General features: G+C 71.6%; 19 protein-coding genes. 14 read left to right on the forward strand and 5 right to left on the reverse strand.

Features of this window, described 5'->3' with window-relative positions; genetic code table 11:
* The first annotated feature begins 59 nt into the window (after positions 1–59).
* The 6 genes from ACZ7N4_RS25110 (at position 60) to ACZ7N4_RS25135 (ending at position 6,068) form a co-directional block, all read left to right on the forward strand.
* Entirely contained in the window at positions 60–1,349 is a 1,290-nt protein-coding gene (locus tag ACZ7N4_RS25110; RefSeq protein ID WP_471361606.1) for a polysaccharide deacetylase family protein, read from the forward strand.
* A gap of 98 nt (positions 1,350–1,447) precedes the next feature.
* Entirely contained in the window at positions 1,448–2,038 is a 591-nt protein-coding gene (locus ACZ7N4_RS25115; RefSeq protein ID WP_471361609.1) for a TlpA family protein disulfide reductase, read from the forward strand.
* Position 2,039: 1 nt separating this feature from the next.
* The gene (locus tag ACZ7N4_RS25120; protein WP_471361611.1) at positions 2,040–2,813 is read left to right on the forward strand and encodes a cytochrome c biogenesis CcdA family protein; all 774 of its coding nucleotides are present in this window, start codon (positions 2,040–2,042) and stop codon (positions 2,811–2,813) included.
* Between the two features lie 3 nt (positions 2,814–2,816).
* On the forward strand, positions 2,817–4,514 hold the full coding sequence (gene resB / locus ACZ7N4_RS25125) for a cytochrome c biogenesis protein ResB (RefSeq protein ID WP_471361614.1): 1,698 nt from the start codon (positions 2,817–2,819) through the stop codon (positions 4,512–4,514).
* The gene (ccsB, locus tag ACZ7N4_RS25130; RefSeq protein WP_471361616.1) at positions 4,511–5,593 is read left to right on the forward strand and encodes a c-type cytochrome biogenesis protein CcsB; all 1,083 of its coding nucleotides are present in this window, start codon (positions 4,511–4,513) and stop codon (positions 5,591–5,593) included. Before resB ends, ccsB begins: the two co-directional genes overlap by 4 nt.
* 25 nt (positions 5,594–5,618) lie before the next feature.
* The gene (locus ACZ7N4_RS25135) at positions 5,619–6,068 is read left to right on the forward strand and encodes an SRPBCC family protein (protein WP_471361619.1); all 450 of its coding nucleotides are present in this window, start codon (positions 5,619–5,621) and stop codon (positions 6,066–6,068) included.
* Here the strand turns inward: ACZ7N4_RS25135 and ACZ7N4_RS25140 are convergent.
* The 5 genes from ACZ7N4_RS25140 to ACZ7N4_RS25160 form a co-directional block, all read right to left on the reverse strand.
* A complete protein-coding gene (locus ACZ7N4_RS25140) occupies positions 6,065–7,612 on the reverse strand; it encodes a hypothetical protein (protein WP_471361622.1) in 1,548 nt (515 codons plus the stop codon). The genes ACZ7N4_RS25135 and ACZ7N4_RS25140 overlap by 4 nt on opposite strands.
* Positions 7,612–9,723 (reverse strand): hypothetical protein, encoded by a 2,112-nt coding sequence (locus ACZ7N4_RS25145; RefSeq protein WP_471361625.1) that lies wholly within the window; start codon positions 9,721–9,723, stop codon positions 7,612–7,614. Before ACZ7N4_RS25145 ends, ACZ7N4_RS25140 begins: the two co-directional genes overlap by 1 nt.
* Positions 9,724–9,824: 101 nt before the next feature.
* The gene (locus ACZ7N4_RS25150; protein ID WP_471361628.1) at positions 9,825–11,228 is read right to left on the reverse strand and encodes a condensation domain-containing protein; all 1,404 of its coding nucleotides are present in this window, start codon (positions 11,226–11,228) and stop codon (positions 9,825–9,827) included.
* Positions 11,229–11,392: 164 nt separating this feature from the next.
* A complete protein-coding gene (locus tag ACZ7N4_RS25155; RefSeq protein WP_471361631.1) occupies positions 11,393–11,746 on the reverse strand; it encodes a hypothetical protein in 354 nt (117 codons plus the stop codon).
* On the reverse strand, positions 11,743–12,321 hold the full coding sequence (locus ACZ7N4_RS25160) for a DUF6232 family protein (protein ID WP_471361634.1): 579 nt from the start codon (positions 12,319–12,321) through the stop codon (positions 11,743–11,745). The genes ACZ7N4_RS25155 and ACZ7N4_RS25160 overlap by 4 nt, the downstream gene beginning before the upstream one ends.
* A gap of 346 nt (positions 12,322–12,667) precedes the next feature.
* On the opposite strand from ACZ7N4_RS25160, the gene ACZ7N4_RS25165 reads away from it, so the two are divergent.
* The 8 genes from ACZ7N4_RS25165 to ACZ7N4_RS25200 all read left to right on the forward strand — a co-directional run bounded on the left by ACZ7N4_RS25165 (position 12,668) and on the right by ACZ7N4_RS25200 (position 19,235).
* Complete coding sequence (locus ACZ7N4_RS25165) at positions 12,668–14,125, forward strand: menaquinone biosynthesis decarboxylase (RefSeq protein ID WP_471361637.1); 1,458 nt, start codon at positions 12,668–12,670, stop codon at positions 14,123–14,125.
* On the forward strand, positions 14,122–15,018 hold the full coding sequence (gene mqnP / locus ACZ7N4_RS25170) for a menaquinone biosynthesis prenyltransferase MqnP (RefSeq protein WP_471361640.1): 897 nt from the start codon (positions 14,122–14,124) through the stop codon (positions 15,016–15,018). Before ACZ7N4_RS25165 ends, mqnP begins: the two co-directional genes overlap by 4 nt.
* A 79-nt stretch (positions 15,019–15,097) precedes the next feature.
* Positions 15,098–15,760 (forward strand): UbiX family flavin prenyltransferase, encoded by a 663-nt coding sequence (locus tag ACZ7N4_RS25175; protein ID WP_471361643.1) that lies wholly within the window; start codon positions 15,098–15,100, stop codon positions 15,758–15,760.
* Positions 15,761–15,815: 55 nt separating this feature from the next.
* The gene (locus ACZ7N4_RS25180) at positions 15,816–16,271 is read left to right on the forward strand and encodes an Lrp/AsnC family transcriptional regulator (protein ID WP_023547541.1); all 456 of its coding nucleotides are present in this window, start codon (positions 15,816–15,818) and stop codon (positions 16,269–16,271) included.
* An 81-nt stretch (positions 16,272–16,352) separates the two neighbouring features.
* Positions 16,353–17,516: an aminofutalosine synthase MqnE gene (gene mqnE, locus ACZ7N4_RS25185; protein ID WP_471361647.1), complete on the forward strand. Its 1,164-nt coding sequence runs from the start codon at positions 16,353–16,355 to the stop codon at positions 17,514–17,516.
* An 83-nt stretch (positions 17,517–17,599) separates the two neighbouring features.
* Positions 17,600–18,256 (forward strand): UdgX family uracil-DNA binding protein, encoded by a 657-nt coding sequence (locus tag ACZ7N4_RS25190; RefSeq protein WP_471361650.1) that lies wholly within the window; start codon positions 17,600–17,602, stop codon positions 18,254–18,256.
* A 53-nt stretch (positions 18,257–18,309) separates the two neighbouring features.
* A complete protein-coding gene (locus ACZ7N4_RS25195; RefSeq protein WP_471361653.1) occupies positions 18,310–18,834 on the forward strand; it encodes a GNAT family N-acetyltransferase in 525 nt (174 codons plus the stop codon).
* 92 nt (positions 18,835–18,926) lie between these two features.
* The gene (locus ACZ7N4_RS25200) at positions 18,927–19,235 is read left to right on the forward strand and encodes a DUF4229 domain-containing protein (protein WP_471361950.1); all 309 of its coding nucleotides are present in this window, start codon (positions 18,927–18,929) and stop codon (positions 19,233–19,235) included.
* Positions 19,236–19,262 lie beyond the last annotated feature (27 nt).

The raw sequence follows: 19,262 nt of genomic DNA on the forward strand, positions 1-19,262 counted from the left end.
CGATCTTCACGCCCTCTTGCCGGGTGACCACCAGCAGGCGTGACGAATCGGGGTTTTCCATGCGCACCTTCTCCCGGACCCTCTCCCGGCGGGGGGCACTCGGCCTGGGCACGGCCGCGGCCGCCGCCTCGCTCGCCGGCTGCGGGAGCCTCACGTCCTCGGACGACGGCAAGCGCCCGAACGGTTCCGGCCAGGGCCGGCCCGGCCACGGTGGCGGGAAGGACGCGCGTCCGGCACGGCCCATCGGTGACGGCTCCACCTCCTTCACGGGCGGGCAGCCGCACCAGCCGTCCAAGCCCGAGCCGCTGGAGCCGGGGCAGGCGCCGCCGCAGTTCGTGATCTTCTCCTGGGACGGCGCCGGCGAGGTCGGCAACGGCCTCTTCCCGCGCTTCCTGGACCTGGCCAAGGAGCACGGCGCGAGCATGACCTTCTTCCTCTCGGGGCTGTACCTGCTCCCCGAGGCGAAGAAGCGGATGTACGAGCCCCCGAACAACCCGCGCGGCGCCTCCGACATCGGCTACCTCGCCGACGACCACATCAAGGCCACCCTGGAGAACGTGCGCCGGGCCTGGCTGGAGGGGCACGAGATCGGCACCCACTTCAACGGGCACTTCTGCGCCGGCACGGGCACGGTCGCCAACTGGACCCCGCAGCAGTGGGCGAGCGAGATCGAGCAGGCCACGTCGTTCGTGAAGGAGTGGCGGACCAACACGGGCTGGACCGACCTGCCGTCGCTGCCGTTCGACTACGACAAGGAACTGGTCGGCGGCCGTACGCCCTGTCTGCTCGGCCAGGACAACCTGCTGCCCACCGCCCGCAAGCTGGGCTGGCGCTACGACGCCTCCTCGCCGGGCGGCCGTCAGGTGTGGCCGGAGAAGAAGCTGGGGATCTGGGACCTCCCGTTGCAGCAGATACCTTTCCCCGGACGTTCCTTCGAGGTCCTGTCGATGGACTACAACATGCTCGCCAACCAGTCCGTGAACTCGACCAAGGCGCCCGCCTACAACTACCCGGGCTGGCGCAAGCAGGCCGCTCAGGCGTACATCCAGGGCTTCCAGCGGGCGTACGAGACGAACCGGGCGCCGTTCTTCGTCGGCAACCACTTCGAGCAGTGGAACGGCGGCATCTACATGGACTCCGTCGAGGAGGCCTTCAAGCACATCGCGCGCGAGAAGGAGAAGGGTGCCGACGTCCGGCTGGTCTCCTTCCGGCAGTTCGTGGACTGGATGGACGTCCAGAAGCCGGAGGTGATCGCCAAGCTGCGGACGCTGGGTGTCGGGCAGCGGCCGGCGGGCGGCTGGAAGGAGTTCCTGCGGGCGGGCGGGGGTGCCGCGTCCAACGCGGCCTGATGTCCTGAATGTCCCGTGTAAAAACGCCCTGAAATGCGGTTTTCCGCCCGGCAGGGGGGCGCGCGAAATCCCCGGAACAGGCATGCGAAACTTTTCACATGAGTACCCGTAGCCGCGCCGTCCTGCTCAGCGCTGTGGCCGCCGTCGCGGCCGTGACCCTTTCCGCGTGCGGTAAGGGCGGTATCTCCGGCGGGGGTGGCGACACCAACTTCGTCACCGGCAAGCTCGGTATCGACACCGTGCCGGCGGGCAAGCGCGCCACCGCCCCCGACCTGTCCGGCAAGACCATCGACGGCAAGGCCCTCGACGTCGCCGACTACAAGGGCAAGGTCGTCGTCCTCAACTTCTGGGGCTCCTGGTGCGGGCCGTGCCGGAGCGAGGCGGAGTACTTCGCCAAGGTCTCCAAGGAGTACGCGGACAAGGGCGTCCAGTTCGTCGGCGTCAACACCCGCGACAACAGCACCACCCCCGCGGTCGCCTTCGAGAAGGAGCACGGGGTCGCGTACCCGAGCCTGTACGACCCCACGGGCAAGCTGATGCTCCGCTTCAAGAAGGGCACCCTCAACCCGCAGCTCATCCCCTCGACCCTCGTCATCGACCGGCACGGGAAGGTCGCCGCGCGCGCCCTGGAGGCGCTCGACGACGCCACCCTGCTGAAGATGATCAAGCCGGTGCTCGCGGAGAAGTGACGTGAGCGCACTCCTCACGCTCGCGGCGGAGACGGGCAAGAACCAGACCGTGCTCAACGGAGCCCTGCTGGTCGCCCTGCCGATCGCCCTCCTCGGCGGCCTCGTGTCCTTCTTCTCCCCCTGCGTCCTTCCCCTGGTCCCCGGCTACCTCTCGTACGTCACCGGGGTCGCCGGCACCGACCTGGCCGAGGCCCGGCGGGGACGGATGGCCGCGGGTGCCGCCCTGTTCGTCCTCGGCTTCACCGTCGTCTTCGTCTCCGGCGGAGCCCTGTTCGGCTTCTTCGGCTCGACGCTGCAGGAGTACAAGGACACCCTGTCCAGGGTTCTCGGCGTCCTCATGATCCTTCTGGGCGTCTTCTTCATGGGCCTGATGCCCTGGCTGACCCAGCGCGAGTTCCGGTTCCACCGGCGCCCCGCCGCCGGCCTGGTCGGTGCGCCCGTGCTGGGCGCCCTGTTCGGCATCGGCTGGACGCCCTGCATCGGTCCCACCCTCGCCTCCGTCGTCGCCCTCTCCTCCCACGAGGCGAGCGCCGGCCGGGGCGCGATACTGACGGTCGCGTACTGTCTGGGCCTCGGCGTGCCGTTCGTGGTCACGGCCGTAGCCTTCCGTAAGGCGCTCGGTGCCTTCGGGTGGGTCAAACACCACTATGTCTGGGTGATGCGCATCGGCGGCACGATGATGATCGTGACCGGTGCGCTGCTGCTGACCGGGGCATGGGACCACCTCGTGCAGCAGATGCAGACCTGGTCCAACGGCTTCAGTGTGGGGATCTGATCGATGAGCAAGACCGACACCGACACGAGCCGGGACCGGGAGGACCTCGGAGCGGCGGGCTCCCGGCTCTCCACCGCCCCGCAGGAGGAGACCTCCACCCCGCCCGCCCTCGGCGTCATCGGCTGGGCCCGCTGGTTCTGGCGGCAGCTGACCTCCATGCGGGTCGCGCTGCTGCTGCTCCTGCTGCTGTCGCTCGGCGCGATCCCCGGCTCGCTGATCCCGCAGACCGGCGCCGACGCCGCCAAGGTCGAGGACTTCCGCGCCGCCCACAGGACGCTCGCGCCGGTCTACGACAAGCTCGGCCTGTTCCACGTCTACAGCTCGGTGTGGTTCTCCGCGATCTACATCCTGTTGTTCGTCTCCCTCATCGGCTGCATCATCCCGCGCACCTGGCAGTTCGTCGGCCAGCTGCGCGGCCGCCCGCCGGCCGCCCCCAAGCGGCTGACCCGGCTGCCCGCCTACACGACCTGGCGCACCGAGGCCGACCCGGAGCGGGTCCGCGAGGCCGCGCTCGCGCTGCTGAAGAAGCGCCGCTTCCGCGCCCACGTCGCCGGTGACGCCGTCGCCGCCGAGAAGGGCTACCTGCGCGAGCTGGGCAACCTGCTCTTCCACATCGCGCTGATCGTGCTGCTCGTCGCCTTCGCCTCGGGCCAGCTGTACAAGTCCGACGGCAACGTGCTGATGGTGGAGGGCGAGGGCTTCTCCAACACGCTCCCGCTGTACGACGACTTCAAGTCCGGCAGCCTGTTCGACACCGACGACCTGGTGCCGTTCAGCTTCCACCTGAAGGACTTCAAGGGCACCTACGAGGCCAGCGGCCCCAACAAGGGCACCCCGCGCACCTACGAGGCGAAGATCCGCTACAGCCTGGGCGCGTACGGCAAGGAGAAGCCGACCACCGTCAAGGTCAACCAGCCGCTGGAGATCAACGACTCCAAGGTCTACCTCGTCAGCCACGGCTACGCGCCCGTCGTCACCGTCCGGGACGGCAAGGGCACGGTCGTCTTCCACGCCCCCGTCCCCCTGCTGCCCCTCGACGGCAACGTCTCCTCACAGGGCGTCGTCAAGGTCATGGACGGCTACCGCGACGCCCGGGGCAAGAAGGAGCAGCTCGGCTTCCAGGCGTTCTTCGTGCCCACCTTCGACGCGCGCAGCGGCACGATGCTCTCCCAGTTCCCGGCGCTGCTGAACCCGCTCCTCGCGGTGAACGCCTACCACGGCGACCTGGGCGTGAACTCGGGCATCCCGCAGAGCGTGTACCAGATGGACAAGAAGCACATGACGGCGTTCAAGGACGCCAAGGGCCAGCTGCTGAAGAAGCTGCTGAAGCCGGGCGACACGCTGACGCTGCCGAACGGCGCCGGGTCCGTCACCTTCGAGAAGGACATCAAGGAGTGGGCCGGTTTCGAGATCGTCCAGGAGCCGGGCGGCGGCTGGGCGCTCGGCGGTGCCCTCGCCGCGATCCTCGGTCTGGCCGGGTCCCTGTTCATCCAGCGCCGCCGGGTGTGGGTGCGCGCGGTGACCGGCCCCGACGGCGTGACCGTGGTCGAGATGGCCGGGCTCGGCCGCAGCGAGTCCGCGAAGGTGCCCGAGGAGCTGGGCGACCTCGCCGGAATCCTCTACGACCAGGCGCCGGGGGCCCCCGATCCCGACGACGCCTCCGAATCCCCAGTCGTACCTGCCGAAGGGGCTGAGAAGTGACCCTCGCCGCCGCAACCAACGAACACCTCGCGAGCATCAGCAACACGCTGATCTACTCGTCGATGGCCGTCTACACCCTGGCCTTCTTCGCCTACATCGCCGAGTGGCTGTTCGGCAGCCGCAGCAAGGTGGGCCGTACGGCCGCCGCGCTCACCGCCGCCGGCGAGCGCAAGGCGGCCGCGCCGGCCGTCACCGTGCAGCGGGCCGGCGGCACCGCCGTGCTGGAGCGTCCCCGGGTCGTGGTGCGCTCGACGTCCGGCGCCCGCGACGTGCCGGACGGGCCCGGCGCGCACGGCGGCGACGAGCAGGGCGACCTTTACGGCCGGATCGCCATCTCCCTCACCGCGCTCGCGTTCCTGGTGGAGCTGGGCGGTGTCGTCGCCCGCGCGGCCTCCGTGGAGCGGGCGCCGTGGGGCAACATGTACGAGTTCAACATCACCTTCTCCACGGTCGCGGTCGGCGTGTACCTCGGGCTGCTGGCCCTGAAGAAGAACGTGCGCTGGCTCGGCCTGTTCCTCATCACCACGGTCCTGCTCGACCTCGGTCTCGCCGTCACCGTCCTGTACACGGCCAGCGACCAGCTGGTGCCGGCCCTGCACTCGTACTGGCTGTACATCCACGTCTCCACCGCGATCTTCTGCGGCGCGGTGTTCTACGTCGGCGCGGTCGCCACGATCCTGTACCTGTTCAAGGACTCGTACGAGAACAAGCTCCAGACCGGCGGCAAGCCCGGGAAGTTCGCCTCCTCGGTGCTGGAGCGCCTGCCGGCCTCCGCGTCCCTGGACAAGTTCGCCTACCGCGTCAACGCGGCCGTCTTCCCGCTGTGGACGTTCACGATCATCGCGGGCGCGATCTGGGCGGGCGACGCCTGGGGACGGTACTGGAACTGGGACCCGAAGGAGACCTGGTCCTTCATCACCTGGATCGCCTACGCCTGCTACCTGCACGCCCGGGCCACGGCCGGCTGGAAGGGCCGCAAGGCCGCCTACCTGGCGCTGCTCGCCTTCGGCTGCTGGCTGTTCAACTACTACGGCGTGAACATCTTCGTCAGCGGCAAGCACTCGTACGCGGGCGTGTGAGTCGCCGGTCCCACACACTGGGAGTATGAGCGGTTCCATCGAACAGGGCATCAGCCAGACCCACGGGAACACGCACATCCTCCACTTCCTGGTGCGGCTTCCGAGGCCCATGGAAGAGGTTTGGCCGGCGGTGGCCACCCCCGGGGGGCTCGCGGGGTGGTGCACCGCCGTCGACGTTCTCGAACCCCGGCTGGACGGCCTGGTCGGCCTGGGTGACCTGGGCACCGGACGGGTGACGGCGTGGGACGTGGACCGCGTCGCGGAGTACACCCTGGAGGGCGGCGGCCGTATCCGGTTCCACCTGGAACGGCACGGCGACGCGGCGAGCGCACTGCGGCTGACCCACGAGTTCCAGGGCGAGGGGGAGACCGACCAGCGCTGGCGGAGCAGACTCGAACGGCTGATCGAGATCCTGGCGCCCTCGGAAGCCGCCGCCGGGGAGGGCACCGACCCCCTCCCCGGGCAGCTCACCTAGGACGGCGGCAGGCACTCCCTCCCCGGCGGCCTCCCCTCCGGCCAGGCGATCCGCACGAAGTGCGACCCGCCCTCCGGGGTCAGCTCCACCACCGGCACCGCCTTGTCGTACGGGTTGCCGTGCACGTCCAGGCAGATCCAGCCGCTCGCCCCGTCCACCCGCAGCGAGCCCTTCACCTGCGGCCACTGCAGGCCGACGTCCGCGAGCGCCGGGACGGACCCGCCGGAGGGCACCGCCTCCCGGATGCCGTGCACCGCGAGCCGCAGCGCGTCGTAGCCGATGATCAGCTGCCCGTCGTCCAGGGCGGCCGTACCGATCGGACCCACCGGCGCCCGGTCCGCGTCCGCCAGCAGCCGCCGCAGCGCGGTGAAGTCGGCCGCCGAGCCGCCCGTCCGCTCCGTCGCCCTCAGCCAGGTGTCCGGGTGGGCGAGGGAGGTGTAGCGGACCGACAGGTTGTGCCGGAGCGCGCCCCGGTCCAGGTCCTTCTCGTGGGTCAGGTACGACGCCTCGTCCCCGGTCAGCACCGTGAACTTCCGGTCCTGGCAGCCCCGCCCGCCCAGGGCGTTGATGAACTGGCGCAGCTGGGTGTGCCGGCCCGCGAACAGGATCGTGTCCGTCTCCCGGGACGTGTCGCACACCAGGTGCGTGATCTGCCGGAAGGTGTTCGCGGTCGTGCCCTCCTCGGTGCGGTCGGCGGGCGGCGTGAACGGCTGCGGCTCGTACGGCGAACCCTTGATCAGCGCCGCGAACGACTGCTGCAGGGTGCGCGTGTACGGGTCGCCGGGCTTGTCGTACACCAGCAGCGCCCGGCCCGCGCTCACCTTGGCGAAGGAGGCCAGCGCGCGGGCCTCGTCGGTGTTGGTCGGCGCCACCCGGGCGAGCCCCGGGAAGGGGTCCTTGCCCCGCTGCCCGTTGGCCAGGTCGTCGGCGGTGATGCTGGAGCCGACCACCGGGATCCGGTGCCGGGTCAGCTCCCTGACGGCCTGCTTGGTGGCGTTGGTGCTCTGCCCGATGCCGGCGACCGCGCGCAGCCGGTCACCGCTCGTCGTCATCGCCGTCAGCTGCTCGACCGTCCGCCGCCAGTACGCGCCGGTCGCCCCCGGGTTGGCGAGCACCAGCCGGATCCGCGGGCGCTCCCCGTTGGCGTCGTGGTTGGCCTGGTACTGGGCCAGATAGGCGCCCTGGAGCTGGTGCCGGATGTCGTTCAGGCTGGTCGTCGACGTGGAGGTGTACGGCAGCAGCAGCGCCACCGTCACGTGGTCGCCGGGCTTGAGCCGGTCGTTCTCCCGGCCGATCGCCCCGACCACGTCCCGCAGCCGGGGCTGCCCGAAGTCGTACGGCCCCGTCGCCACGCCCACGCACTCGTCGCTGTTCTCAGGCCGGGCCACCCCCGGCCCGCAGGACCGGTCCTCGTGCAGCAGCGCCCGGACCGCGAACACCAGGCCGGCCACCAGCGCCGCCGCCACCAGCAGGGCCGTGTAGCGGCGCAGCGGGATCTCCCACACGCCCTCGCGCATCCACGTGCCCACACCCCTGCGCGCCATCACGCCTCCCCGCCGTCGTCGTCCGGCCCGCCGTCCCCGCCGGCACCGTCGTTCCCGGACCCGGGTTCCTCCATCGGGCGCCCGGCCAGCGCCGCCGCCGGCCAGTCCCGGGAGGCCCGCCACAGCAGCGCGTTGCCCGCCGGCCGCAGGTTGGACAGCTGCTCCAGCTCGAAGCGGAGCCGGTCGCACACCTGCGGGTCGGGCAGCACCAGCGGGTCCGCGAGCAGCCACACCGCGTGCAGCAGCCGGCGTATCCGCAGGTGCAGGACGCCGTCCGCGTCCGGCGGCACCGCGTGCCCGGCGTCCGTGCGGCCGAGCGCGACCACGGTCCGCCGGTCGCCGCGGCCGGCGGAGTCGCGGCCCTCGGCGTCGTGCGCGTGGAAGTAGGGCGCGGACGCGACGAACCGCAGGCCGCGCAGCCAGGCCCGGGGCTCCGCGGTCGGGAAGGTGTCCCGGAGGTGGGCGACCGCGCCCTCGGTGTCCCCGAGCGCGAGTTCGTGGTGCAGCCGGTACGGCGCGTGCCCCTCGTCGGGATAGTGGGCGATCAGCGCCTCGTGCGCGGTGCGCCAGGACGCGTGGTCGGCGTCCCGCAGGTGCAGCCGGAGCAGCAGCAGGGTCCGTACGAACGGGTCACCGACGAACCGGCCCGGCACGTCGGGCAGCCCCTCCTCGGCGAGCAGCGTCTGCAGCTCCCGGACGCTCGCCGGGCCGAAGGTGTCCGGCAGCAGCGCCGCCGCCAGCGCGCACGCCGACGCGTGGTCGTGGGCGGCGGCCAGCACGGTCAGCGCGTCCAGGTGCTCGGCCGGCACCAGCCGGGCCAGCAGCGCCTCGTAGGCGGGCACGGCCGGCAGGTCCTCGGCGGCCCGCACGCCCGACGTGAGCAGGCCGGCCGGCGCGGACACCCCGGCCCCGGCCTGCGCGGCCGACTCCGCGAGCAGCACGATGCCCAGCGGGTTCCCGCCGGTCAGCCGGTGCGCGGCGGCCGGCAGGCGCGGCGGGACCGCGGAGTCCCCGCAGACCGCGCCGACGATGTGCAGCGCGTCGTCCGCGCTCAACGGCGGCAGCGCCAGCAGCAGCGCCCGCGAGGAGGGCGTCGCCTCCGGTACCCAGTCGCAGCGCCGGGCCACCTCCGGCAGCGCCCGCCGCACCGCGCCCGGCAGCTCCGCACGGCCCTCACCGCGCCGGGCCGCGACGAACGCCACCCGGTCAGCGACGCCCTCGGTACGGTCCCGCAGCACGGCCGCGACCAGCCCCGGACCCGGCGCCGCCTGCGCGTTGTCCAGCAGCACCAGAGGCCGCCCCAGCCGCTGCATCCGCGGCAGCACCCCCGCGTACGCCTCCGTCAGGTCGGCCAGCAGCGCCCGCACCAGGTACCGCTCGGCGTGCTCGCGGGAGCTGCCGCCGTCCCGGAAGTGCTGGGAGAGCAGGATCAGCCCGCGCTGGGCGTTGCCGCCCGCGTTCGGGTACGTCCGGTACCACACCGACGCCTTCTGCTGCCGGCGGTGGGTGAACCCCTCGGCGACGGACTCCAGCGTCGCCTCGATGGCGCCCGACACCAGCGGACCGGTGCCGGTGGCCGCGGCGACCACCTTGGCCGCCACCTTCCCGGCCCAGCGCCCGGCCAGGGAGCCGACCCACGAGCCGCTCTCGTTCAGCAGCAGGATCCGCTCGACCTCCCGGCGGATCCGCTCCGAGTCGGCGTCGCCCCAGCCGCCGGCGGCCACCGCGACCAGCCCCGGCATCAGCCGCGGGAAGGTGATCCGCCCCGCTCCCGTCACCGGCGCGGCCAGCTGCTCGGCGAGCACCAGCAGCGCCTGCCCGAGCGGCGACCAGGAGGCGGCGGGCCGGTCCGCGGGCGGCGCCCGGAACTGCTCCTCCGCGCAGTCGACCAGCGCGACCGGGGTGTGCCCCCGGTAGGCGTCCCGCAGCTCCCCGAGCACCGCGCTCTTGCCCAGCCCGCGCGCCCCCGTGAGCACCACGAACGGCGGTTCGTCCGGATGCTCGTACGGATGTGCGCGGTGCTGGTGCGGGCGCAGGCCCACGAGTCGTGGCGCGAGGCCGGCCGGATCGACGTCGAACAGCGCTCCGCGCCCGTGCAACCGTCTGTGCACCGCATCTCCCCCTCAACGGCAGTGTAGGAAGGGGGAGTTGCTTCAGACCAGGGTTGGTGGGGGCCGTCGTGGTGACCGTTGGGTCACGAAACCGCGGGGGATCATGAAACGGCCGGGAGGCTCCCGTCGGCCACCGAGGCGATCCGGTCGCGCAGCCGCTCCACGTACAGCCGCATGGTCTTCGCCGCGACGTCCGTGTCCGGGTACCTGCCCGCCAGCCACAGCCCCTCCGGGAGCCGGTTCACCCACACGCACACCTGGTCCCCGTACGACACCCGCATCAGCCCGTACGCGTTCCACTGCGCCCACCGTTCGGCGCCCGGGATGGCGCGGGCGTCGACGTACGACACGATCGAGTACAGGTCCGGGGAGGTCGGCCGGAAGTCCGCGCCGAGCAGACGCAGCACCCGGGCCAGCGGCATCCGGGCCAGCGACCGGTTGGCCTGCAGCTCGGCACGGACCGCGCGCAGCGCCTCCGGGAAGCCGCGGGTGCGGCCCACCGGCACCTCGATCGGGGCGCCGCCCACGTACCAGCCCACCGAGTCGCTCCACCGCGACTTCACCCGGGTGTGGAACGGCACCACCGTCCGGTACACCGGCCGCCCGCCGAGTTCGTGCACGATCAGCCCGGTCGCGGCCAGCACCCCGACCAGGCTGCCGCCGTACGGCCGGCAGTACGCCTCGAACGCCGCCGCCGCGTCCGCGTCCGCCAGCGGCTCGCACAGCATCTGCTGCCGGGGCAGCGGGCCGTCCGGTGCCAGCCCCAGGTCGACCGGGAAGCCCGGCAGCATGCCGTCGCAGCGCTGGATGAACTCCCGCCAGCGGTCCACGATCGCGTGCCGGCCGTCGATGCCGTCCGCGCCGGCCCGCTCGATCTCGCAGAAGTCGACGTAACTCGCGGGCGGGACGTGGTCCGGCTCGCTCCCGGTCAGGCCCGCCGCGTACAGCTCGTGGATCTCGGCGGCGATCCGCTGGAGGGAGTAGGCGTCGACGTTGCTGTGGTCGAACGCCATGTACACGCTCGCGCCGTCGTCGCGCACGACCGCCGTGTAGACGAGGTTGGGCCAGCGCAGCGCGTCCGCGACCGTGTCGAAGCGGTGCTGGAGGTGCCGGACGAGACCGTCCGCGTCGGGGAAGTGGCCGGCCTCCTCCCGGCGCAGGGACACGTCGGCCGCGTCGAGCGTGAACCGGCGCAGCTCGTCGCCGGCCCAGCGGAACCCGCTGCGCAGCGTCTCGTGCCGCAGGGTCCAGGTGTGCAGTGCCCGCTCCAGCACGTCGAGGTCGACGGGGCCGGGCAGGTCGAAGGCGGTGCCGAGCCAGGTCGGCACGAACAGCCCGTTCTCCCGGACGGACTTGGCCGTCCTGATGTGCGACTCCTGGATGTAGGCGGGCGGCCGGGAGTCCTCCGGGAGCGCCGTCGCCGCCGCGACGGACGCCGGGCTCAGCGTCCACTCGACGAGCCGTCCCGGCCGGACCTCGCAGCGCTGGATGTCAGTGATTCGCACGCGTCTCCCATCACAGAAGGGGGCCCCTGGATGCGGGCCCCCCTTTAAGGCAATGCCGTGGGACGCGGCCGGGACATGCCCGTCCGGTTCATTTCAACGGAACGGGTGGCAGACCGAACGCGGAAGTGATTAACCGTCGGTGACGACGGGGGGAGTCCGAGGCCCTAGCCGCCCAGCAGACCGATGACCGACCGGACCGCCTCGGCCACCGGCCGGCCGACCGCGCCGACGGTGGCGGCGATCCCGGCGATCGCCATCAGCGCCCGGTGCCGCTCCTGCGGGGGCACGGCGGCCTCGGGGCTCAGCGCGGGCAGGGACTCCTCCAGCAGCCGGGCGCTGGGGGCCGGCACCTGGGCGCGCAACTCGGCGATCTGCCGGTGCAGTTCGCCGAGGGCCGCGACCAGCGCCGGGTCCGGGCCGGCCGCGCCGGAGCCCGTCTGGGTCCTGACGATGCCCTGGTTGCCCTGGCCGCCGTACATGTTCACGTTGTCGCCGTAGTAGTAGTTGTTGCCGCTCATCGCGTGATCCCCACGTTTCCGTTGCCGCCGTACATGTTGACGTTGTCGCCGAAGTAGTAGTTGTTCGGTGAGACGGTGAGGCGTTCCACCGTCACCCGGAACTCGGCGTCGGGGTGGTCGATGGCGTACGAGATCTGGCCCACGAGCTGGTCCAGACGGCGCGGGTCCCGGCTGGTGACCAGTCCGGTGGAGGCGCCGGACGTCTCGACGGCCAGCACGTAGTGGGGCTGGGCCGTCAGCACGGACATCATGTCCACGAAGAAGTAGACCGCGGCGCCGAGCGCCAGGAACCACACCCAGGCGATATAGCCGGCCCCGCCGGAGTCGGGCCCCTGGAACGTCAGCGAGGGCAGGCCGGGCAGCATGGCGATGAACCCGACGATCAGCGTCCCGGCGGCGTACCGCAGGAACCGCAGCACCGCCTCCTTGCGCCTCGGCCGCATCACGAAGGTGTAGACGCGGGCGATGCCGTGCAGCGGGTAGACGGCCGAGCCGATCCACAGGAGCCGCTTGCTGACCCGCAGCTCGATCGGGGCCGGCGGGGCGGTCCGGGCCGGCGGCGGTACGTCCGGCATGGGCGGCCCGGTGTAGGCGGTGGCCGCCGGCTCGGCCGGCGCACCGGAGGACGGCCCGGCCGGCGGGGTCACGGGCGGGGCGGCCGGCGCGGACGGCGGTGAAGGCGGCGACGACGGTGAAGGCGGCGCGGACGGTGAAGGCGGCGCGGACGGCGCGTGGTCCGGGTGCTCGGGCGGTGTGCCGGTCTCCAAGAGTCCCCCAGAGGTCGGAGATCGTTCATTACTCGGTGTGGACCATTAACCCTGCTCCCGTGACCCGCCGTCCAGGGACTTGCCGCGACCCGGGCCGTCCTCCGGGGAGACCCGGTGACGGGGCCCGGGCAGGGGGTGGTCGATACTGGGACACATGGCTTACGACGATCTTCGCTCCCTGCTGCGGGCGCTGGAGCGCGAGGGAGACCTCAAGCGCATCAAGGCCGAGGTCGACCCGTATCTCGAAGTCGGGGAGATCGTCGACCGGGTGCAGAAGTCCGGCGGCCCGGCGCTGCTCTTCGAGAACGTGCGCGGCTCGGACATGCCCCTCGCCATGAACGTGTACGGCACCGACCGCCGCCTGCTGAAGGCGCTCGGCCTGAAGTCGTACGGCGAGATCTCCGAGAAGATCGGCGGGCTGCTGCGGCCCGAGCTGCCGCACGGTTTCGTCGGCGTCCGGGAGGCCTTCGGCAAGCTGGGCGCGATGGCCCACGTCCCGCCGAGGAAGGTGAAGTCCGACAACGCGCCCGTGCAGGAGGTCGTCCTCCAGGGCGACGACGTCGACCTCGACCGGCTCCCCGCGCTGTTCACCTGGCCGAAGGACGGCGGCTCCTTCTTCAACCTGGGCCTGACCCACACCAAGGACCCCGAGACCGGCATCCGCAACCTCGGCCTGTACCGCCTCCAGCGCCACGACCGGCGCACGATCGGCATGCACTGGCAGATCCACAAGGACAGCCGCAACCACTACCAGGTCGCGGCCCGGCGCGGCGAGCGCCTGCCCGTGGCCATCGCCTTCGGCTGCCCGCCCGCCGTGACCTACGCCTCGACGGCGCCGCTGCCCGGCGACATCGACGAGTACCTCTTCGCGGGCTTCGTCTCCGGCAAGCGCATCGAGATGGTCGACTGCAAGACGGTCCCGCTCCAGGTCCCGGCGCAGGCCGAGGTCGTTCTGGAGGGCTGGCTGGAACCGGGCGAGATGCTGCCCGAGGGCCCCTTCGGCGACCACACCGGCTTCTACACCCCGCAGGAACCCTTCCCCGCGCTGACGATCGACTGCGTGACGATGCGCAAGCGGCCGCTGCTCCAGTCGATCGTCGTCGGCCGCCCGCCCACGGAGGACGGCCCGCTGGGCCGCGCCACGGAGCGCTTCTTCCTCCCGCTCCTCAAGATCATCGTCCCGGACATCGTGGACTACCACCTGCCCGAGTCCGGCGGCTTCCACAACTGCGCGATCGTCTCGATCGACAAGAAGTACCCCAAGCACGCGCAGAAGGTCATGCACGCGATCTGGGGGGCCCACATGATGTCCCTCACCAAGCTGATCGTCGTCGTCGACGCCGACTGCGACGTGCACGACCTGCACGAGGTCGCCTGGCGGGCCCTCGGCAACACCGACTACGCCCGGGACCTCACGGTCGTGGAGGGCCCCGTCGACCACCTGGACCACGCCTCCTACCAGCAGTTCTGGGGCGGCAAGGCGGGCATCGACGCGACACGCAAGTGGCCCGAGGAGGGCTACACCCGCGACGGCGGCTGGCCGGACATGGTGGAGTCCGACCCGGACACGGCGGCCCTGGTGGACCGCCGCTGGAAGGAGTACGGACTGTGACCACCGCCGCCCTCTCCCAGCCCGGCCGTACCCGGGCCTTCCTCCGCCTGGTGATGATCGAGCACTCGGTCTTCGCGCTCCCCTTCGCCTACATCGCCGCCCTCACGGCGATGTACGAGTGGGACCGGAACATCCACTGGGGCCGGCTGCTCCTGGTCACGGTCTGCATGGTCGGCCTGCGCACCTTCGCCATGGCGGTCAACCGGATCATCGACCGCGAGATCGACGCCCGGAACCCGCGCACGGCCCAGCGCGAGCTGGTGACCGGCGCGATGTCGGTCCGGCACGCCTGGACGGGCGCCCTGGTCGCCCTGGTGGTCTTCCTCGGCGCGGCGGCCCTGCTGAACCCGCTCTGCCTGGCCCTGGCCCCGGTCGCGGTGGTCCCGATGGTGGTCTATCCCTACGGGAAACGCTTCACCAACTTCCCGCAGGCCATCCTCGGCCTCGCCCAGTCCATGGGCCCGATCGGCGGCTGGCTGGCGGTCAGCGGCGAGTGGTCCTGGACGGCGGTGATCCTCGGCCTGGCCGTCGGCGTCTGGATCGGCGGCTTCGACCTGATCTACGCCTGCCAGGACGTGGAGACCGACCGCGAGATCGGCGTGATGTCGGTCCCGGCCCGCTTCGGGATCCCGGCCGCGATCCGGGGCGCGCGGGTGTGCCACACCATCACGACGGCCCTGTTCGTCTGGTACGCCCTGACCACCCACGCCGGCGCGTTCTTCTGGCTGGGCCTGCTGATCGTCGCCGGCGCGTTCCTCTACGAACACACCATCGTCCGCCCGCACGACCTGTCCCGGGTGAACAGGGCGTTCTTCAGCGTCAACGGGTTCATCGGCATCGCCCTGTTCGTGTGCGCGCTGCTGGATCTCGTCGTACGGGGTCTGACCGTCTGAGGCGGTCGGCCCCACCCGGCCTGAGCACGGCCGGGCACGCCGGTACGCTCAAGGTGTGAACGCAGGAGAAACGCAGCGCGTGCCTTGGATCGTGGGGGTGTCCGGAGCATCCGGGACGCCGTACGCGGCTGCCGTGCTGCGAGCACTGCTGGAGGCCGGCGAAGCGGTGGACCTCGTGGTCAGCCGGGCCTCGCGGCTGACGCTGCTGGACGAGACGGGCATCGCTTTCCGGGACGCCCACTGGCAGGACGACCTGCGGGAATGGCTCGCCCGGGGCGCCGACGGCAAGCCGGGCACCTTCGACCCGGACATCAGCGGGGTCCGGTACTGGAACGCGGGCGACCTCGCCGCCGGCCCGTCCTCGGGCTCGTACCCGGCGAAGGGGATGCTCATCGTGCCCGCCTCCACCGCCTGCGTCGCCGGGGTGGCCCTCGGGCTGTCGAAGGACCTCCTCCAGCGCACGGCGAGCGTCACGCTCAAGGAACGCCGGACGCTGGTCGTGGCCGTACGGGAGACCCCCCTCAACGGGCAGACGCTGCGCCACCTCGTCGCCCTGGACGACGCCGGCGCCACGGTCGTCCCGGCCTCGCCCGCCTTCTACGCGGGCGCCACCCACATCCAGGACCTGGTGGACTTCGTGGCCGGCCGGGTGCTGGACGCGGCCGGTGTCGCCCACGGCCTGTACCGGCGCTGGCACGGCGAGCTGGGCGGCGGCTCGGCGGCCGGCCGGCCGGGCAAGTAGCAGTACGTACGCACCTCATCACTTCAGCGAACTTTCACCGGAAGGCTTCGATCGCATGGACGCGGTGGACAGGCAGCTCATCCAGGCCCTGAGGGAGAACGGCCGGGCCTCGTACGCGGAGCTGGGGCGCCTTGTCGGCCTGTCGGGCCCCAGCGTCACCGACCGCATCAACCGGCTGGAGGCGGCCGGAGTCATCACCGGCTACCGCGCCACGGTGAACGCGGCCTCCCTCGGCCTCGGTGTCACCGCCCTGATCGGCATCTCGCTCTCCGACGCCGCCGACCACGAGGACGTCGCCCAGCGGCTGCGGGACCTGCCGGAGATCGAGGACTGCTGGTTCATCGCCGGCGACGACTCGTACATGCTCAAGGCCCGGGCGGCGGACGTGGACGGCCTGGAGCGGATCATCCGCCGGCTCAGCGGGACGAAGGGCGTCTCCCGCACCCGTACCACGATCGTGCTCTCCACGAAGTGGGAGAACCGGGTCGGGGAGCTGCCCGAAGAGGTGTAGGCGCGCGGCGCCGTCGGGGGCACCGCCCGCGCGGAAAGCGGGGGAGTACCGTTGGTCGAGTTGTCGGAGAAAGGTGTTGGCATGGACGTCGGGCTCAAGCGCGAGCTGGAGGAGAAGGTCCGCTCCGGTGAGCGGCTGACCCGCGAGGACGGCATCGCGCTGTACGAGTCGGACGACCTGGCCTGGCTCGGCGGCCTCGCCCACGAGGTGCGCACCCGCAAGAACGGTGACGTCGTGCACTTCAACGTCAACCGGCACCTCAACATGACCAACGTGTGCACGGCCTCCTGCGCCTACTGCTCGTTCCAGCGCAAGCCGGGCGAGAAGGACGCGTACACGATGCGCATCGAGGAGGCCGTCAAGCTCGCCAAGGCGATGGAGTCGGACAACCTCACCGAGCTGCACATCGTCAACGGCCTGCACCCGAACCTCCCCTGGCGGTACTACCCCCGCTCCCTGCGCGAGCTGAAGGCGGCCCTCCCGCACGTCTCCCTGAAGGCGTTCACCGCCACGGAGATCCACCACTTCGAGACGATCAGCGGCCTGTCGGCGTCCGAGATCCTGGACGAGCTGATCGACGCGGGCCTGGAGTCCCTCACGGGCGGCGGCGCGGAGATCTTCGACTGGGAGGTCCGCCGGCACATCGTGGACCACCGCACCCACTGGGAGGACTGGTCCCGCATCCACCGCCTGGCGCACGAGAAGGGTCTGAAGACCCCGTGCACCATGCTGTACGGCCACATCGAAGAGCCGAGGCACCGCGTCGACCACGTTCTCCGGCTCCGTGAGCTGCAGGACGAGACGAACGGCTTCCAGGTCTTCATCCCGCTGCGCTACCAGCACGACTTCGTGGACATGAAGGACGGCAAGATCCGCAACCGCCTTCAGGCCCGCACCCAGATGGCCACGGGCGCGGAGGCGCTGAAGACCTTCGCGGTGTCGAGGCTGCTGTTCGACAACGTCCCGCACGTCAAGGTCTTCTGGGTCATGCACGGCGTCCAGACCGCCCAGCTGGCCCTCCAGCACGGCGCGGACGACATGGACGGCTCGGTCGTCGAGTACAAGATCACCCACGACGCGGACAACTACGGCACGCCGAACAAGCTGACCCGCGAGGACCTCCTGGAACTGATCCGCGACGCGGGCTTCCGCCCGGTGGAACGGAACACGCGCTACGAGATCATCCGCGAGTACGAGGGCCCGGACCCGGCGCGCCGCGAGTCGCCGCAGCCGATGCGCGTCTGATTCCCCGCCCATCCGGCCCACCCGGCGCCCACCCGGCCGATTCGGCCGGGTGACACGGGTACCGCTCGGGGTACTCGCCCGGCATGCCGGCGACGAAGGCCCCCGAGGACGCCTACACGGCCGCCCCCTTCGTACCCGAGGGCGCCGATCTCACCGCGCTGCGCCGCGCGGCGGCCGGCTGCCGTGGCTGTCCCCTGCACCTGCCCGCCACCCAGACGGTGTTCGGCGCCGGCAGCACCGACGCCCGCGTGATGCTCGTGGGGGAGCAGCCCGGTGACCAGGAGGACCGTCAGGGCACCCCCTTCGTCGGCCCGGCGGGCAAGCTGCTCGACCGGGCACTCCGGGAGGCCGGTCTCGACCCCGGCGAGGCCTATGTGACCAACGCGGTCAAGCACTTCAAGTTCACCCGGGCCGAGCCCCGCAAGCGCCGGATCCACAAGGCGCCGAGCCTCAGGGAGATGACGGCCTGCGGCCCCTGGCTGGCGGCCGAGCTGGCGCTGGTGGAACCGGAGCTGATCGTGCTGCTCGGCGCCACGGCCGGGAAGGCGCTGCTGGGTTCGTCGTTCCGGGTGGGCGAGGTGCGCGGGACCGTGCTGGAGCGGGAGATCCACGGCCGGCCGGAGCGGCTGGTGCCCACCGTGCACCCGTCCTCCGTACTGCGCGCGCGGGACGAGGAGCGCAGGGCGGCGTACGAGGGCCTGGTGGCCGACCTGAGGATCGCCGCGCGCGCCCTCGGGTAGGAGCTGCACACCCTCCCCGGTGACAGAGACCCGGTAATGGATACACTCCCTCTGTGCCTCTTACCTTTACCCTGGACCCCGCCGTCACCCCCGCCCTCCGCGACGGCATCCTCGACGTGTGGGCGGACGTCTCCAACGCGGGTGGCGCCGTCGGCTTCGTCGCCCCGGTGACCCGTGAGGAGATACGCCCGGAGCTGGTCCGGCACTTCGCGCAGATGGCCGAGGGGCGCACCCGGCTGCTCGTCGGCCACGACGAGACCGGCGAGGTCGCCGCGGCCGCCTTCCTCACCCGCAACGCGCACCGGCTGATGCCGCACTGGGTGTGGCTGTACACGGTGATGGTCCACCCCTCGCACCAGGGCAAGGGCTACGGCCGTGACCTGCTGGCCGCCGCCGCGGACGCGGCGCGCGCGATGGAGGGCGTGGAGGCGATACGGCTGACCTGCCGGGGCGGACACGGACTGGAGCGGTTCTACGCCTCCTGCGGTTACAAGGAGGTCGGCCGCGTCCCGGACGCCATCCGGGTCGCACCGGGCGACGACCGCGACGAGGTCGTCATGCTGCTGCCGCTCGGCTGACACCGGCCCCCGGCCCCACCCCCCTGCGTGATCGCCTGTCGTCCGTGCTTCACTGGGGATGACCCCTTTTGGAATCTGACGACTGGATTGAGATGCTCCGCTACACGCTGATGCGCCTCGGTATCTTCGCGGGCTGCCTCGTGGTCGTCTGGGGTGCCGTCTACTCGGGCATCTTCCCGCGCGGCTTCGGCGACTCCAACGGCCTGTGGGTCCTGCTGCTCTCCATGGTGCTCTCGGCACCGATCAGCTGGGTGGTGCTGCGCAAGGAGCGGGACCGGGCCTCGGTGCAGATCGTGAACAAGGTCGACCGGGTGAAGGCCAACCTGGATGCCAACCGCAGCCAGGAGGACGTGGCCGACGACCGGTCGCGGACGCAGGACGGGGCTGCCGCGTCCAGCTAGTCCGGCGCCCCGGCCCCACTAGTCTTG

The organism is Streptomyces sp. NPDC107654, assembly GCF_055639035.1.